The organism is Deinococcus proteolyticus MRP (genome assembly GCF_000190555.1).
GTDB lineage: Bacteria > Deinococcota > Deinococci > Deinococcales > Deinococcaceae > Deinococcus > Deinococcus proteolyticus.
This window is the reverse complement of record NC_015161.1, coordinates 1,068,123-1,082,190: the sequence shown is the minus strand read 5'-3', so window position 1 is coordinate 1,082,190 and position 14,068 is coordinate 1,068,123. Positions and strand designations below refer to the sequence as shown.

The window sequence follows — 14,068 nt, the reverse complement described above, 5'->3', positions numbered from 1 at the left end:
ATGCTGGAGGCATGAGCGACAACATGAGCCGTGAAGAAGCTGTCCAGCGGGTAGCCGCGCTGATCAAGGGCATCAAGTTCTGCATGCTGGTGACCCAGACGGACCAGGGCCGGCTGCACAGCCGCCCGGTGACCACCCAGGAGCAGGACTTTGACGGAGACCTGTGGTTTATCGGTGGCAAGGACACCGAGTGGGTCCACGACATCTCACAGCGTCCCGAAATCAACCTGGCCTACGCCCAGCCGGACGGGCAGAACTATGTCAGCATCACCGGCCGCGCCCGCCTGGTCGAGGACCGCGCCAAGCTGGAAGAGGTCTGGAGTGACTTTTACAAGGCCTACTTCCCTGAGGGTATTGACGACCCCAACGTGCAGCTGATTCACGTGGACACCCACGGCGCCGAGCTGTGGGAGAGCAGCGGCAAGCTGGCCTCGGCCTTCGCGCTGGCCAAGGGCCTGGTAACGGGCGAGCGCGGCGACATGGGCAGCAACGAAACCGTATCGCTGGAATAGTTTGCAGATGAAGTGGAGGCGGGGCGCCGGAGAACAGCTCTCCCGGCGCCCCGCTTGTTGGGCTGCGCAGCCTGACGGCTTATTCGGCCTGGGTCTGCACCGTAACCAGTTTGTCCGGGACCGGCGACTTCAGCACGATGCTGGTGTCACACTGCACGCCCAGGTCCACCAGTTCCATCACCAGGTCGTTCAGCGCGGTGATGTCGGTCACGGCCACCTTGAGCAGCGCGGCGAAGCGGCCGGTCAGGTGGTGGCACTCCAGCACGTTGGGGTGCTCCTGCGCCCACTTGTCCAGCGCTCCGAACTTCTCGCCCGTATCGAACACACCCACAAACGCCACCACGCCGTAGCCCAGTGCTCCCAGCGACACCACGGCGCCGTAGGAGCGAATGACGCCGGCCGCTTCCAGCCGGCTGAGCCGGTCGGACACGGTGGGCGCGGAAACGCCCAGGCGCCGGCCCAGCTCGCGGATGCTGAGCCGGGCGTCGTGCTGCAGGGCGTCTACCAGCTGCAGGTCCAGCTGGTCGAGTTTCAGGGCGCTGGGGCCCTTGCGTTTGGCGGGGGTGGCGTCGGTCTTTTTCATAGGGTTCCTCGGGTTGTTGAAATGTTGCCGGGGTCGGCTGCGGCGTGTGCCCTGGCTGGGCAGGGCGCAGGGCAGCAGGCGGAACATGCCTTACGGCCTTACGTTTCGCCAAGGTGGCCGCCGAAAAATATACACCCAGCCTACTGCAGACCAGCCACTATACAGGGCCGAAAGCGCTGCCGGCCAGCTACACTGCCAGGCGTGACTTTGCCAGGCAGACCTTTTCCGGCCAGACATCTGCCAGTGCTGGACGCTCTCACAGCTGCGCTGCGCCCCTACCGTGCGCGGCAGGTGGTGGTGGGAGTGTCGGGCGGGGCCGACAGTGTGGCGCTGCTGCGCGCGCTGCTGGCTGCCGGGGCCGAGCCGCTGGTGGCGCACTTCGACCACCGATTGCGCCCCGATTCGGCCGAGGACGCCGCCTGGGTGGAGGCGCTGGCCGGACGGCTGGGCGTGCCCTACGTGGGCGGTGGGGCCGACGTAGGCCGGGTGGCACAGGTGCGCGGCTGGAACCTGGAGGACGCGGCGCGGCGGCTGCGCTACTCGTTCCTCACGCGCACAGCGAAAGACGCGGGCATAGATACGGTGCTGACCGCCCACACCCGCCGCGACCAGGCCGAGACGGTGCTGATGCGGTTGCTGCGCGGTGAAGCCGTGCTGAGCGGCATCGCCCCACGCTGGGGTGGGGTGGAGCGCCCGCTGCTGGGGGTAGCGCGTGAGGAACTGGAAGCCTACTTGCGCGCGCTGGGACAGGACTGGCGTGAAGACTCCACCAACGCAGACACCGCCCTGACCCGCGCATGGCTGCGGCTGGAAGTGCTGCCGCTGCTGCGCTCCCGTTTTCCGGCGGCCGAAGAGGCGCTGTCTGGCCTGGCCGGCCGCGCCGCCGAGGACGAGGCGGTGCTGTCTGGCCTGGCCGCCGCCATTGGGCCGCACACGCCCCTGGTGGGGCAGCCGCCGGCGGTGCTGCGCCGCTGGCTGCGCGCCGAACTGGATCGGGCTGGCCTGGCGGTGCGTGCCGGGCAGCTTTCTGCCCTGGCCGGGGCACTGGCGGCAGGGGAGACCCGGCACCTGACCCTGCCACACGGACAGCCGGCGAGTGTGACGGGTGGGCGGCTGGTGCTTCCCGGAACCCGGCCGGACTGGGCCGCGCCCGACTTCGCCTTTCCGCCGGACTGGCAGCTGCGCACCCCCCAGCCGGGCGACCGTATCCGGCTGAGCGGGGGCACCCGCCGCCTGAGCGACGTGCTGGCTGAGGCCCGCGTGCCCCGCGCCTGGCGCCCGCAGGTGCCGCTGCTGGCATCGGCGCAGGGGGTGCAGTGGGTGGGTCTGACCCCGCCAGTATGGGCGGCAGGGGCCCGCGAGAGGACCGGCTGGCACGACCCGCTGTGGGAAGGCATGGAAGCGGCCCTGACCCAGGCCAGGGCTGCGGCAGCCGTGCAGGAGGTGCCGGTGGGCGCTGCCGTGCTGGACCCGGCAGGTGCGGTGGTGGGCCTGGGCCGCAACCGCAGCCGTGAGCGCGGTGACATGACCCGCCACGCCGAGCTGGAAGCGCTGCGTCAGGCGGCCTCTGCGCTGGGGACCCCGTACCTGAGCGGCTGCACGCTGGCCGTGACCCTGGAGCCCTGCCCCATGTGCCTGGGGGCAGCGCTGGAAGCCCGCGTAGGCCGCATCGTGTATGGCGCCGCCAACCCCCGCGCCGGAGCACTGGGCGGAGTTCACGACCTGCTGGGCCACCGCTGGGGCGTGCGGCCACAGGTGCAGGGCGGCTACCGGGCCGGCGAGTGTGCAGGGCTGCTGAAAAAAGCTTTCGCAGAATTCCGCCGCCAGGACTGAGTCCGGGTTCAGTCGGCCGCGTTGCCTGCTGCGCTTTCCACGCCGGCGAACTCGGCCAGTTCCCCGGCGTCCGGCCGCTGGAACCAGCCTTCCCACTCGTGCAGCTGCTCACGCGACACCTGAAAGGGGTGCTCGCCGCCCGCGTTACGCTCTTCCAATCGCTGCCACAGCTCGTCCAGCGGCAGGTCCAGCACATGCAGCTGCACTGCGGCGCCCAGCTGCTGCGCCCGCTCACGGTACAGGCCGCGTTCCTGCGGCGACCACAGGCCGTAGTCCAGCACCACGTCCACCCCCAGCTCCAGCGCCCGGTGGGCCACCGACCACAGCAGCTCGCGCTCCAGCAGGCCGCGTTTGCCGTCTATGTCGTCCACACCGAACAGCGGTTTCATCCACTCGTCGGGGGTCAGGCGCAGGGCGCCGGCACGTTCCAGGCGGCGGGCAAGTGTCGTTTTGCCTGCTCCCGGCAGGCCGACCAGCAGGTGCAGGGTGGGCATCAGAAGGCCGATGATACGGGGCTGACACAGGTGGTGCAAGGGCGCCATGTGGAGAGGAGTGCTCCGCTCACCCATCCGCCCATCCGTCTGGGCATGCCTCCCTCCGGCTCCTGCCATTTCCCCTACACTGGGGGCACCGGAAAACATGTTCCCTGGTGTGGCTGGCTGCCTTACCTCACCCCGTTCCTGCTGGCCTGCCGCTTCCGGTCAAAGGAGAGTCGCTATGAACAAAGCAGTGATGGTTTCCGCCCTGGCCCTCGCTCTGGGAGCCTGCGCCCCCATGACGTCCGACCCCAACGTCCTCACCCTCGGTGTGGCCACCGACGCGGCGAACGGCCAGTATCTGACCGGCGCAGGCGGCCAGACCATCTACACCTTCAAGAACGACACGGCCAACCAGAGCGCCTGCATGGGCCAGTGCCTGACCAACTGGCCGGCGGTCACGGCCAGCTCCGGCGTACAGATTCCTCCTGAGCTGCGCGGCAAGCTGGCAGTGATTCGCCGCGCCGACGGGGTCGAGCAGCTGACCTACAACGGCATGCCGCTATACTACTGGGCCAAGGGCACGGCCCCCGGCGACGTGAGCGGCAACGGCGTGAACGACGTCTGGATGCTGGCGCGGCCCTAGGGCAGCCACTCTGAAGGCCGGAAAGTTGGGGGAGGGCCTCCGCTTTCCGGCCTTTTTCCAATTCTGGAGTGCGGGAACGTCACGGATGTTAGCGACGGACAAGCGGCCTGCAAAGCGTGGCAGTCGCACGGCCAGATCGCGCCCAGCCGAAAGAGAAAATGGTCGCTCCCTGCCGAGGTAAAGGGCCGCAGCGCGAGCGTGGCTCACCCGGGAAATTGAGTATCCAGCCGCGGGATCAGTTTAGTAGACACTCAATTTCACCGGAGTGCAGTCGGGTGAAGTTGGGCCGCATCTGCTGAGTGGCGTAGCTATCCGTCTAAGGGCAGCGGACTTTTGGCTTGGTGAGATAGGCGAGCAGCCTTGCCCTGTACCCCTCGGAATGCTAGGCTCTAATTATTCGGTAGTTGGCGAAATACCGAAAAAGGAGCCCAATGAACGAGGTATTTAAAGCACTGGCTGACCCCACGCGGCGCGAAATCTTGCGCGTCCTGCGCGGGGGGCAGCGGAGTGCGGGCGAACTGGCCGAGCTTTTTCCTCTTGCCAAAAGCACGCTCAGTGGACATTTCAGTGTGCTGAAAGCGGCCGACCTGGTGGAGACTGAGCGGCAGGGCACGGCCATTATCTACCGCCTGAACACCACCGTCTTTCAGGATGCGATGACACATGTGCTGGACCTCTTTCAACCTGCCGAGACAGCGGAACTGTCCAAGGAGGCCAAGCCCACATGAAGCTTGTGAACTGGATACTGGCCCTGCTGCCCTACGCTCTCGCCCTTGCTCTGGCGACCTACGCTCTGCCGCACATGCCTGCGCAGCTGCCTACCCACTGGGGGCCAAGTGGTGAGCCGGACGCCTGGGGAAGCGCGGCTCAGGCGCTTTACCAGATGCCCATGCTGCTGCTTCCGGGCAGCCTACTCGTGCTGAGCATCGGCCAATTTTCTCGCCAGGACAGAGACAATGCGCCTATATTTTTTCTGGTTGCTTTGGGACTGGGCCTCCTGGCCCTGATTGAGACGGCGCACCTCGTGTTCAGCTGGGACAGCGTGAAGACCAGCTTGGTCAGCCTGGGCGGTCTCTTCGCCTTGATAGGCAACGGCATGGGCAAGCTCAAGCCCAGTGCGTTCGCGGGGCTACGTACCCCTTGGGTTTACCTGAGCCGCCGCGCCTGGCACGCCAGTCAGCGCCGCACGGGCCTATGGCTTACGGTCTACGGCCTGCTTCTCGCGCTGCCTGCGCTTGTGCTGCCGCGTGAATATCTGGTGCCTGTTTTCTACCCTGGCCTGATGACAGTGGGTGGGTTGGGCCTGGTTGGTGGGCTGGCTTACGCCTCTTACCTTGACTACAGGAAGGACCCTGACCCGCAGCCGACTAACCTGGGGCCGCGTCCGCAAGCTTGAGGGCCGCCATAAGAAAAAAGCCCGCCACCCTGGGGAGGGGCAGCGGGCCTTTTTCCCATCAACTATCAACCATCAACTGAACTGCTTCAGCACCCCCTCCAGCCTTTCCTTCTGCTTCCCGAAGTCCTCCACGCGCCTCCGCTCTTCCTCAATCACTTCGGCGGGGGCGCGGGCCACGAAGCCTTCGTTGCTCAGCTTGCCCTGCGCCTGCTTGATTTGCTTGTCGAATTCGGCCAGGCGTTTTTTCTGCTTGCCCAGCCACTCGTCCACGTCTACCGTGCCTTCTAGCGGCACGCGCACGGTCACGCCCTGTTCCACCTGGCTGAGGGTGCGGCCTTCCAGCGTGTCTACCAGGTCCACGCGGGCCATCTGCCCCACCACGCGGGCGTTTTCAAGCACCACGTCTTTTAGGTCGCCTTCCACCACCACATTCAAGCGGTCTTGCGGGGCCAGGCCCAGCTCGTTTTTGAGGCTGCGGGCGGCATTCACGGCGGCGCGTAGGGCGTCAAAAGCGCGGGTGGCTTCGGCGTCGTGCAGGGTGTCGTCGGCTTTGGGCCACTCGGTCAGGGCAAGCTGGCCTTCGTAGCCCAGCGCGGCGTACAGCTCGGAGGTGATGAACGGCATAAAGGGGTGCAGCAGTCCCAGAATCTGCGCCAGCACGGCTTTCAGCACGCGGCCTGTTTGCACGTCGCCCGCTTCCAGCGCAGGTTTGCTGGCCTCGATGTACCAGTCGCAGAACTCGTCCCAGGCAAAGGCGTACAGCGTGCGAATCGCCGCGCCGATGTCCAGCTCGTCCAGTTGGGCGCTGGCTTCGGCGCTCACGGCGCTCAGGCGGCTGATGATCCAGCGGTCGGCCAGCGACAGCTTGCCACTCGCGGCCAGCTCACGCAGCGCGCCAGCGGGGTCTTCCTGCGGCAGGTACACGCCGTCCAGCCGCAGCAGGGCGAAGCGGGTAGCGTTCCACAGCTTGTTGGCAAAGTTGCGGCCCTGCTCGAAGCGGCGGTCGTCGTGGCGGATGTCTTGCCCGCCCGTGCTGAGGAAAGTAAAGGCGAAGCGGCAAGCATCCACCCCGTACTGGTCAAACAGCTCCAGCGGGTCAATGCCGTTGCCCTTGCTCTTGGACATCTTCTGGCCCTTGCTGTCCAGATACAAGCCGTGCAGCATGATGTCCTTGAAGGGGGCCTGCCCGGTGTGCTCGTAGGCGGCCATCTGCATCCGCGCCACCCAGAAGAACAGGATGTCGTAGCCCGTCACCAGCACCGAAGTGGGGTAGAACTTGCGGTAGTCGGGGGCGTCCGTGTCGGGCCAGCCCAGCGTAGAAAAGGGCCACAGGTTGGAGCTGAACCAGGTGTCGAATACGTCAGGGTCGCGGGTCAGCTTCAGGTGCGCGTAGCGGGGGTCCTGGTCGCAGTCAAGGTCAGGGTTGTCCCTGTCGGGCACATAGACATTGCCCTCCTCGTCGTACCAGGCGGGAATCTGGTGGCCCCACCACAGCTGCCGGGAGATGTTCCAGTCGCGGATATTTTCCAGCCAGTCGCGGTTGATTTTCTCGTGACGGGCGGGGGTCAGGCGCATGTCGCCGTCGTCCAGGCCCTTCAGTACGCGCTCGGCCATCGGCTTCACGTTCACGAACCACTGCTCGGAGATGATGGGTTCTACCGGCACTTTGGTGCGTTCGCTCAGGCCAATCGCGGTCTTGTGGTCCTTTTCTTCCAGCAGGTCGCCGCCTTCACGCAGCGCCCGCACCACCGCTTTACGGGCCTCGAAGCGCTCCAGGCCCTGAAACTCGGCGGGTACAAGGTCGCCTGCCAGGTTGCCTGCCAGGTCAATCACGCTGGGGCGCATGAGATTGTGCCGCTCGCCCACTTCAAAGTCGGTGGGGTCGTGCGCGGGGGTAATTTTCAGGGCACCTACGCCGAAGTCCATTTCCACCGCTTCATCGGCAATGATGGGAATGAAGCGCTCGGTGAGCGGAATCCGCGCTTTCTGGCCCACCAGATGGCGGAAGCGCTCGTCTTCGGGGTGCACGGCAATCGCTTGGTCGGCAAAGATGGTTTCGGGGCGCACCGTCGCCACGCGGATTTCGCCCGCTTCGCCGTTGCTGGCGGCTGCGCCCGCGTCTGCCAGCTTGTAGGACAGGGTGTACATCTTGCCCTGGCGCTCCTCGCGGTCAATTTCCAGCTCGCTGAGGGTGGTCTGCGAGACGGGGTCCCAGTTCACCATGCGCTCGCCTCGGTAGGCCAGCCCGTCGTGGTACAGGTCCACGAACTGCTTACGCACAGCGCGGCTGAGGCCCTCGTCCATCGTGAAGCGCTCGCGGGTCCAGTCGGCACTCACGCCCAGGCGGGTCAGTTGGTTCAGAATCGCGCCGCCGTACTGCTCTTTCCACTCCCAGACTTTTTCCAGAAACTTCTCGCGGCCCAGCTCGTGGCGGTCGGTGCCCTGCGCTTTCAGCTCGCGCTCCACCATCACCTGCGTGCTGATCCCTGCGTGGTCCATGCCCGGCAGGTACAGCGCCTCGAAGCCCGCCATGCGCTTGTAACGGGTCAGGGTGTCAATCAGGGTGTTGTCCAGCGCGTGGCCCAGGTGCAGGTTGCCGGTCACGTTGGGCGGCGGAATCACGATGGTAAAGGGGGGTTTGGGGCTTTCCGCATCGGCGCGGAAAGGCTGCTCACGCCAGAGCTTGGCCCACTTCGGCTCGATTTGGCTGGGGTCGAATTGGGTGGGGAGGGCGGAAGTGTTTTGAGTGGGGTCGGTCATGGGTGCTCCTTGGGAGGTCTAAGGGTTTAAGAGTCTGAGGGTCTAAGGGTCGCTTGTTGGAGGTAAGGCAGCGCCGCGTCCATCTCCCAGTCCAACCCAGGGTCTGCGAGGTCGGCCCAGCGGAAGGAAAATAGATGCCCGTCGGCGTGGTGCTGCCAGGTGTCGGAGAGGTCGTAGGGGGCAGCAAAGGCGTAAGCGTGACAGACCTGCCGCGTGAAGCGGTGCGGCAACTGTGCCTCCCACAGGTACGAGCAGAGGTACTGCGGCCCGCTCAAGTGCAGCCCCGACTCCTCCCGCAGCTCACGGATGGCCGCAGCTTCGGGCGTTTCGCCTGCCTCTATGCCGCCTGCTGGTACTTGCACGCCTGCGCTGCCGTCGGGCACGTGGTCAAACACCAAGAGCTTCTGCCCACGCACCACGAAACACAGGACTTTCTCGCGTAAGCGCCGTGCGGCAGCGTCCGCCCTGGCCTCGGCCTGCGTAGCATAAAAGGTAATCACGGCTCTGCCTCCTTTCCAAACGGTAAAAACCAAACGCCTCGCCCGCCCAGAGTGATTTCTGGTCTGCGGACGAGACGTAGACGTTCGGTCAGTTATCCCGCGTTACCACCGCGCTTCCTGCACAGGCGTGCAGGCACTCGTGACGCGCTGTGTCGGGCGCACCCGGACGGGTCTACTCTCCCCAGTATCCATCTTGCGGGGCTTTCTTCCGACGTGCTCGTGGGTGACTTTCTTCGGGGCGTACCCATTCAGGCTTGCAGCCACGGCCTGAACTCTCTTGGGGGCACGGTGGGCCGAATACTCTCCCAGTCGTTGCTGGGGAGCATTGTAGCGACAAGGGCAAGGCGGCGGCTAGTCCCTTATTCATCGCCAAACCGCCGCACATCACGCCGGAGCAGCGGCAACAGGCTGGCTACAAGTGCCAACAGGCCCAAGCTCGCCAGGAGTTGCCCTGCTGGAACTTGCCCTGCCAGATGTCCGAAGAGCACGATGCTCAGCGGGGCTACGCTTTGCGCGAGCATCCGCCGCACCGCGAATACGCGGCCCTGAAGGTCAGGCGGAATTTGGGTTTGCAGGACAACACCAAGGTGCGTGTCGGCAACGGGTAAAGTGAACACGAACAGGCCCATCATGGCGGCGGTTAGCCAAAGCGAATGGCTCAGGCCGTACACGATTTGCGCGGCGCTGCTCACAGCACACAACCCAAAAATCAACCAGCCTCGCCCGCGGTTCAGGCCGCCCCACACCGTCATCAAAGCGGCTCCCAGTAGACCGCCCACCGCCGTCACGGTGCCAATCAGGGCGAGTCCTGCCGCCACACTCAGCCCATGTCGTGCCAAGTCTGCTGCCAGTTGTTCGCGCACCAGCAAAGGCTCTAGCGGAGCCAGTGGCGCGGCCGCGAAATTGAGCGCCGCGAAGGTCAAAAATGTGACCAGCAGGGCGGGCCGCTCACGGATGAACTGCCAGCCTGCTGCGCCCTCTGCCAGCAGACCGGGCGACTTTTCTGCGGCGCGGCGTGGCGTAGGCGGCACGTGCACCAGGAAAAGGAGCGAAGCCGCGATGAAAAAGGACGCGGCATCCAGCGCGAAGGCCGTCCCCAGACCATGCCTTCCTCCTCGGAACAGCAGTGCCGCCGCCAAACTTGGGGCGAGAAGGCCTGCACCTGTCCAGAGACTTTGCATCATCGCATTGGCCCATGCCAGGTGGCGCTCTGGCACAAGAAGGACATAAGACGCGCTCAATGCCGCGCCGTGAACGCTGCTACTCATGGCTGTCAGTGCAATTAGCAGGTAAAGGGCAGGCAAGCTCAGGGCCCCCGTAAAGGCCAGCAGCGCGACCACGCTGCACAGCACGCCGCTGGTCAGGTCGGCGGCCCGCATCAGCCAGCCTCTTGGGTAGTGGTCCGCCCAAATGCCCGCGATAGGGGCAGCCAGGATGCCTGAGAGTACATACGACAAGCTCAGCAGTGTGAGTGCCGAAGCCAGCGCGGGTTTGTCGGCAGACAGGGGAAAACGCACCGTTGCCAGCCACATGGTCGCTACGGTGAAAGACAGTGCGCCGCCAAGCACCGAGAGGGCTTGACCCACCCATAGCAGTAAAAAAGGCCGAAAGCTGGTTGGAGGCAAATAAGGAGAAATAGAGTCTTGCATATCGTCACCGTGCGGTAAACCGCTGATAAATGACGACGGGCGGGCCGCGTCAAGGCGCGCGGCCCACCCTAGGTGGAATCAGCCTGCACCTCACGTCCAAACATCAACCCGCCCGCCGCCTGAAAAGGGGCGGAGGCGTATTGTTCTTAAGGACGCGAGGTTTTATTCGAATAAGAGCATCTTGTGTTTCTCCGCTTGGCTGGGCTGGGTCCAGGCCCTGCTTCCCTTCCCGCGCAGGCTCTCAGCCTCGGCCTGCGCTCTCTGTGGGGGTGCTGTGGGTACTCCTCCCAGTCGTTGCTGGGGCGCATTGTAGCGCTTCACTGGCGTGTGCTCCAGCCAGCAGAGAACTGTCAGGGCAACTCCCGTAGACTGGGGAGCATGATTGCTGGCAACTTCGCGGTGTTCCCCTTCCTGTCAGTCCTGCAAATGCTTATGGCGTCGGGACACAGTGGCCGGCTGGACATTCGGAGCCGGGCCCGCACTGGGCAGCTGTGGCTGCGCGAAGGCACCATCGTGCATGCCTGCGCCGGACAGCTGGAAGGCGAGAGTGCCATGCAGCTGCTGACTACCACCGAGGACGGCGAATTCCACTTCGGCGGTTCGGAGGCCGCACCGGGGGAAACCTTGCTGCTTTCGGGCGACCTGGCACTGCGCCAGCTGTTCCAGGAAGCCGAGGCCTGGAAACCGCTGCTGGCCGAATACAGTGACTGGTCCCGGCCGTTCGACTTTACCGACCAGTGGAGTGGCCGTCTGCCTGTCGGCCGCCGGCAGTTTCAGGTACTGCGCGGGGTAGAGCGTGGCCTGACCATCAGCGAGATGGTCGACCAGGGCGGGCTGGCCCCCCGGATGCTGCTGGGCACCTTGCAGCAGTTCCAGCAGGCAGGGCTGATTGCTCCCCGCCACTGAAGCTGCCGGCGCCCATCCGGCACGCGCCCCCTATCCCGAGAACTGTTTTAGCGGCTGAATTCCCGGTCCAGCCACTCGCGGCGTCCGCCCTCGGCCTCCAGAGCGGGGCCGGCCTGTGCCCTGAAGCGCTCGGCGGCAGCCTGGGCCTCGGTAGGGCTGACCCCGTAAGCGGCGGGGTCATGCAGAATGCGGCGCAGCAGCGGGAAAACCGGCGTGGCCGCATGCCGCTGCCCGGCCACGTCCACATCGGCGGCCCAGTGCAGCACCCAGTCCAGCGCGTACAGTGCGGGGTCCAAACCGCACGAGCGCGGCACCGGCACTGCGGGCAGACTGGGAAACGAGATGCTCTGTTCGCTCATTGCAGGGCTTCCAGTGCAAAACCACGCTTGGCTTCCTTCAGCCGCGCAAAGGCCACATTCGGGTCGTGCGGCGGGCAGATGATGGCCCCTTCTTCGAACCACTCGGGCAGGTACTTCTTGCGGGTTTCCAGGCAGGTGACCGGGTACAGGTCGTAGCCCATCACATAAGGGTAGGGGGCGTGTGCAGTGGTTGCCACCAGGTCGGCCGGGTACACTAGCATCTCGCCGCCCGAGCGCAGCACCACGCCCTGCTGGCCCAGGTTGTGCCCCGGCAGCGGCAGCACGGTGACCCCCGGCACGATTTCGGCCTCGCCGTCCACCACGTCGAACAGCCCCGCGTCGGCAATCGGTTCAAAGTAGGCCGCGATATAGCTGGCCCGGCTGCGCTCGTGGGCGTGCCGGGCGTCGTGCAGCTCCTGCCCCTGCACCACGTAGCGGGCGTTCGGGAAGGTAGGCTCGCCGGCTGGGGTCACGTTGCGCCCGGCGTGGTCGAAATGCAGGTGGGTGTTGATGACGATGTGGATGTCGTCGGGGCTAAGGCCCACCTCGCCCAGTCCCCGGAACACGGTTTCATCGCGGTCCAGGGCGTACATCGTCTCGAACTTTTCGCCGCCCTGGTCCCAGAATCCCGTTTCCACCAGGATGTTTTTGCTGCCTATCTGAATCAGCAAAGGATTGATACGCAGCGCAATCCGGTTCAGCTCGTCGGCGGGGTTCAGCTCGTTCCACAGCACCTTGGGAATGGTGCCGAACATCGCGCCGCCGTCCAGGCGAAAGCAGCCGTCGGTCAGGGTGGTGACGGTCGCGTCTCCCACCCGCTTCTGGGTTGTCCATGACATGGGGGGATTATAGGCGCCGGGCAGGCGAGAGGAGCGGCAAGCAGATGCAGAGCGGGCCAGTCTGCCACGAAAAATCCCCCACGCCGTGTGGGGGACTTCTTCGCTCATCTTCAGACCTGCGCTTCGGTGCGCGGAGCCTCGTGCTCCTTGCCGAGTTCGTCGGCGTCCAGCTCCACCTGAGCGTTGGGGTCGTTGTACATCGCTTCGTCCAGCACGCCTTCGCGCTTCGCCATGATGGCGGTCACGGCGGCGTCGCCGGTGATGTTGACGGCGGTGCGGGTCATGTCCAGCAGGCGGTCAATCCCGATAATCATGGCGATGCCTTCGACCGGCACGCCCACCTGCGTCAGCACGGTTGCCAGCATGACCAGGCCCACGCCCGGTACGCCTGCCGTGCCCACCGAGGCCAGCACGGCCATGATGACCACGGTGCCCAGCTGCGCCAGCGTCAGGTCAATGCCGTACACCTGCGAGATGAAAATCACGGCCACGCCCTGCATGATGGCAGTGCCGTCCATGTTGATGGTGGCGCCCAGCGGGATGGTAAAGCTGGAAATCTGGTTGGGCACCCCCAGCGCTTCGCGGGCCGTGCGCAGGTTCACCGGAATGGTGGCGTTGGAGCTGGAGGTGGAAAAGGCGAACAGCATGGCAGGCCGCATCTTTTTGATAAAGGTGAACGGGTTCAGACCGCTGAACAGCCTCAGCAGCAGCGGGTAGCTCACGAACAGGTGAATCAGCAGCACCACCAGCACGGTCATGAAGTACTTGAGCAGCGGCGCGAGGCTCTCGAAGCCCAGTTTGGCGACCACCCCGGCCATCAGCGCGAAGACCCCGATGGGCGCGAACACCATCACGATGTTCACGATTTGCATCACCACATGGTTCCAGTCCTCGAACGCAGCCTTGATGCGCTCGCCGGGTTTGCCCGACAGCATGATGGCCAGGCCCAGCAGGATGGCGAAGAAGATGATTTGCAGCATGTTGCCTTCGGCCAGCGCGGCCACCGGGTTGCTGGGGATGATACCCACCAGCACCTCGCTGACCGGCGGGGCCTGGGGAGCCTCATAGCCGCTGGGCATAGCCATATTGACGCCCAGGCCGGGGTTCACGATTTTGGCCCCGACCAGCGCCAGCACGATGGCGAACGCGGTGGTCGCCAGGTAAAACAGCATGGTGCCCACGCCCAGGCGGCCCAGCTTGGCCGGGTCGGACAGCGAGGTGGTGCCCACCACCAGTGACACGAACACCAGCGGCACGACCAGCAGCTTGAGCGCCGACATGAAGAGGTTGCCGATGGTGCCGAACACCTGCGTGTTGATGGTGGTCAGGAACGGCAGCGAGGGGGCCAGAAAGTTGAACAGCAGGCCCACAAGCAGGCCGGCAATCAGCGCAGCCAGAATCTGGGTGCTCAGAGACAGGTTTCTCCATGCATTCATACATGCTCCTTAGGTGAGGTCCGGGCGTCGGGTCAGTTGGGGACCAGGCCGGGGGAAATGGTGGGGAGTGGAGGCGGGTCAAGGTCGGACCGGCACGGCAATCCGGCAGCGGACACTCTTGGGGGGGGGACTTCCGGCGGGCGCATCTGGTGCGGTGGGCAGGCCCGGAACCG

The 14,068-nt window shown here is 65.3% G+C and carries 14 protein-coding genes; 6 read left to right on the top strand and 8 right to left on the bottom strand.

Going from position 1 to position 14,068, the window contains the following annotated elements; translation table 11 throughout:
- Positions 1 to 11: 11 nt before the first annotated feature.
- Positions 12 to 512: a pyridoxamine 5'-phosphate oxidase family protein gene (locus tag DEIPR_RS05230; RefSeq protein ID WP_041221957.1), complete on the top strand. Its 501-nt coding sequence runs from the start codon at positions 12 to 14 to the stop codon at positions 510 to 512.
- Positions 513 to 591: 79 nt separating this feature from the next.
- On the opposite strand, the gene DEIPR_RS05225 is transcribed toward DEIPR_RS05230, so the two are convergent.
- Positions 592 to 1,095 (bottom strand): Lrp/AsnC family transcriptional regulator, encoded by a 504-nt coding sequence (locus DEIPR_RS05225; RefSeq protein WP_013614792.1) that lies wholly within the window; start codon positions 1,093 to 1,095, stop codon positions 592 to 594.
- Positions 1,096 to 1,296: 201 nt separating this feature from the next.
- Here DEIPR_RS05225 and tilS point away from each other — a divergent pair, with 201 nt between their 5' ends.
- Positions 1,297 to 2,928 (top strand): tRNA lysidine(34) synthetase TilS, encoded by a 1,632-nt coding sequence (tilS, locus tag DEIPR_RS05220; protein ID WP_342626720.1) that lies wholly within the window; start codon positions 1,297 to 1,299, stop codon positions 2,926 to 2,928.
- Positions 2,929 to 2,936: 8 nt separating this feature from the next.
- On the opposite strand, the gene DEIPR_RS05215 is transcribed toward tilS, so the two are convergent.
- Positions 2,937 to 3,422 (bottom strand): P-loop nucleotide/nucleoside kinase family protein, encoded by a 486-nt coding sequence (locus DEIPR_RS05215; protein ID WP_041222545.1) that lies wholly within the window; start codon positions 3,420 to 3,422, stop codon positions 2,937 to 2,939.
- A gap of 223 nt (positions 3,423 to 3,645) precedes the next feature.
- Between DEIPR_RS05215 and DEIPR_RS05210 the strand changes: the two genes are divergently transcribed.
- The 3 genes from DEIPR_RS05210 (at position 3,646) to DEIPR_RS05200 (ending at position 5,446) form a co-directional block, all read left to right on the top strand.
- Complete coding sequence (locus tag DEIPR_RS05210) at positions 3,646 to 4,050, top strand: COG4315 family predicted lipoprotein (protein ID WP_013614789.1); 405 nt, start codon at positions 3,646 to 3,648, stop codon at positions 4,048 to 4,050.
- Between the two features lie 431 nt (positions 4,051 to 4,481).
- Positions 4,482 to 4,778 carry an autorepressor SdpR family transcription factor gene (locus DEIPR_RS05205; protein ID WP_013614788.1) on the top strand — a complete coding sequence of 99 codons (297 nt, stop codon included), beginning with the start codon at positions 4,482 to 4,484 and terminating at the stop codon, positions 4,776 to 4,778.
- Positions 4,775 to 5,446: a DUF1648 domain-containing protein gene (locus DEIPR_RS05200; protein WP_013614787.1), complete on the top strand. Its 672-nt coding sequence runs from the start codon at positions 4,775 to 4,777 to the stop codon at positions 5,444 to 5,446. Before DEIPR_RS05205 ends, DEIPR_RS05200 begins: the two co-directional genes overlap by 4 nt.
- 72 nt (positions 5,447 to 5,518) lie before the next feature.
- Here DEIPR_RS05200 and DEIPR_RS05195 read toward each other — a convergent pair whose 3' ends face one another.
- From DEIPR_RS05195 to DEIPR_RS05185, 3 genes are all read right to left on the bottom strand, one after another.
- Complete coding sequence (locus DEIPR_RS05195; protein ID WP_013614786.1) at positions 5,519 to 8,206, bottom strand: valine--tRNA ligase; 2,688 nt, start codon at positions 8,204 to 8,206, stop codon at positions 5,519 to 5,521.
- A 26-nt stretch (positions 8,207 to 8,232) separates the two neighbouring features.
- A complete protein-coding gene (locus tag DEIPR_RS05190; RefSeq protein ID WP_013614785.1) occupies positions 8,233 to 8,706 on the bottom strand; it encodes an NUDIX hydrolase in 474 nt (157 codons plus the stop codon).
- A gap of 359 nt (positions 8,707 to 9,065) precedes the next feature.
- Positions 9,066 to 10,355, bottom strand: coding sequence for an MFS transporter (locus DEIPR_RS05185; protein ID WP_013614784.1), 1,290 nt, complete (start codon positions 10,353 to 10,355; stop codon positions 9,066 to 9,068).
- 378 nt (positions 10,356 to 10,733) lie between these two features.
- On the opposite strand from DEIPR_RS05185, the gene DEIPR_RS05180 reads away from it, so the two are divergent.
- The gene (locus DEIPR_RS05180; RefSeq protein WP_013614783.1) at positions 10,734 to 11,261 is read left to right on the top strand and encodes a DUF4388 domain-containing protein; all 528 of its coding nucleotides are present in this window, start codon (positions 10,734 to 10,736) and stop codon (positions 11,259 to 11,261) included.
- 47 nt (positions 11,262 to 11,308) lie between these two features.
- Here DEIPR_RS05180 and DEIPR_RS05175 read toward each other — a convergent pair whose 3' ends face one another.
- The 3 genes from DEIPR_RS05175 to DEIPR_RS05165 form a co-directional block, all read right to left on the bottom strand.
- Positions 11,309 to 11,620, bottom strand: coding sequence for a hypothetical protein (locus tag DEIPR_RS05175; protein ID WP_013614782.1), 312 nt, complete (start codon positions 11,618 to 11,620; stop codon positions 11,309 to 11,311).
- Positions 11,617 to 12,459, bottom strand: coding sequence for an MBL fold metallo-hydrolase (locus tag DEIPR_RS05170; RefSeq protein ID WP_013614781.1), 843 nt, complete (start codon positions 12,457 to 12,459; stop codon positions 11,617 to 11,619). Before DEIPR_RS05170 ends, DEIPR_RS05175 begins: the two co-directional genes overlap by 4 nt.
- 110 nt (positions 12,460 to 12,569) lie before the next feature.
- Positions 12,570 to 13,895: a dicarboxylate/amino acid:cation symporter gene (locus DEIPR_RS05165; protein ID WP_013614780.1), complete on the bottom strand. Its 1,326-nt coding sequence runs from the start codon at positions 13,893 to 13,895 to the stop codon at positions 12,570 to 12,572.
- Positions 13,896 to 14,068 lie beyond the last annotated feature (173 nt).

Excerpts from the sequence above, each read along its gene's own strand:
- DEIPR_RS05230 (WP_041221957.1), top strand. The coding sequence starts at position 12 with ATGAGCGACAACATGAGCCGTGAAGAAGCTGTCCAGCGGGTAGCCGCG.
- DEIPR_RS05225 (WP_013614792.1), bottom strand. The coding sequence starts at position 1,095 with ATGAAAAAGACCGACGCCACCCCCGCCAAACGCAAGGGCCCCAGCGCC.
- DEIPR_RS05215 (WP_041222545.1), bottom strand. The coding sequence starts at position 3,422 with ATGCCCACCCTGCACCTGCTGGTCGGCCTGCCGGGAGCAGGCAAAACG.
- DEIPR_RS05210 (WP_013614789.1), top strand. The coding sequence starts at position 3,646 with ATGAACAAAGCAGTGATGGTTTCCGCCCTGGCCCTCGCTCTGGGAGCC.
- DEIPR_RS05205 (WP_013614788.1), top strand. The coding sequence starts at position 4,482 with ATGAACGAGGTATTTAAAGCACTGGCTGACCCCACGCGGCGCGAAATC.
- DEIPR_RS05200 (WP_013614787.1), top strand. The coding sequence starts at position 4,775 with ATGAAGCTTGTGAACTGGATACTGGCCCTGCTGCCCTACGCTCTCGCC.
- DEIPR_RS05195 (WP_013614786.1), bottom strand. The coding sequence starts at position 8,206 with ATGACCGACCCCACTCAAAACACTTCCGCCCTCCCCACCCAATTCGAC.
- DEIPR_RS05185 (WP_013614784.1), bottom strand. The coding sequence starts at position 10,355 with ATGCAAGACTCTATTTCTCCTTATTTGCCTCCAACCAGCTTTCGGCCT.
- DEIPR_RS05180 (WP_013614783.1), top strand. The coding sequence starts at position 10,734 with ATGATTGCTGGCAACTTCGCGGTGTTCCCCTTCCTGTCAGTCCTGCAA.
- DEIPR_RS05175 (WP_013614782.1), bottom strand. The coding sequence starts at position 11,620 with ATGAGCGAACAGAGCATCTCGTTTCCCAGTCTGCCCGCAGTGCCGGTG.
- DEIPR_RS05170 (WP_013614781.1), bottom strand. The coding sequence starts at position 12,459 with ATGTCATGGACAACCCAGAAGCGGGTGGGAGACGCGACCGTCACCACC.
- DEIPR_RS05165 (WP_013614780.1), bottom strand. The coding sequence starts at position 13,895 with ATGAATGCATGGAGAAACCTGTCTCTGAGCACCCAGATTCTGGCTGCG.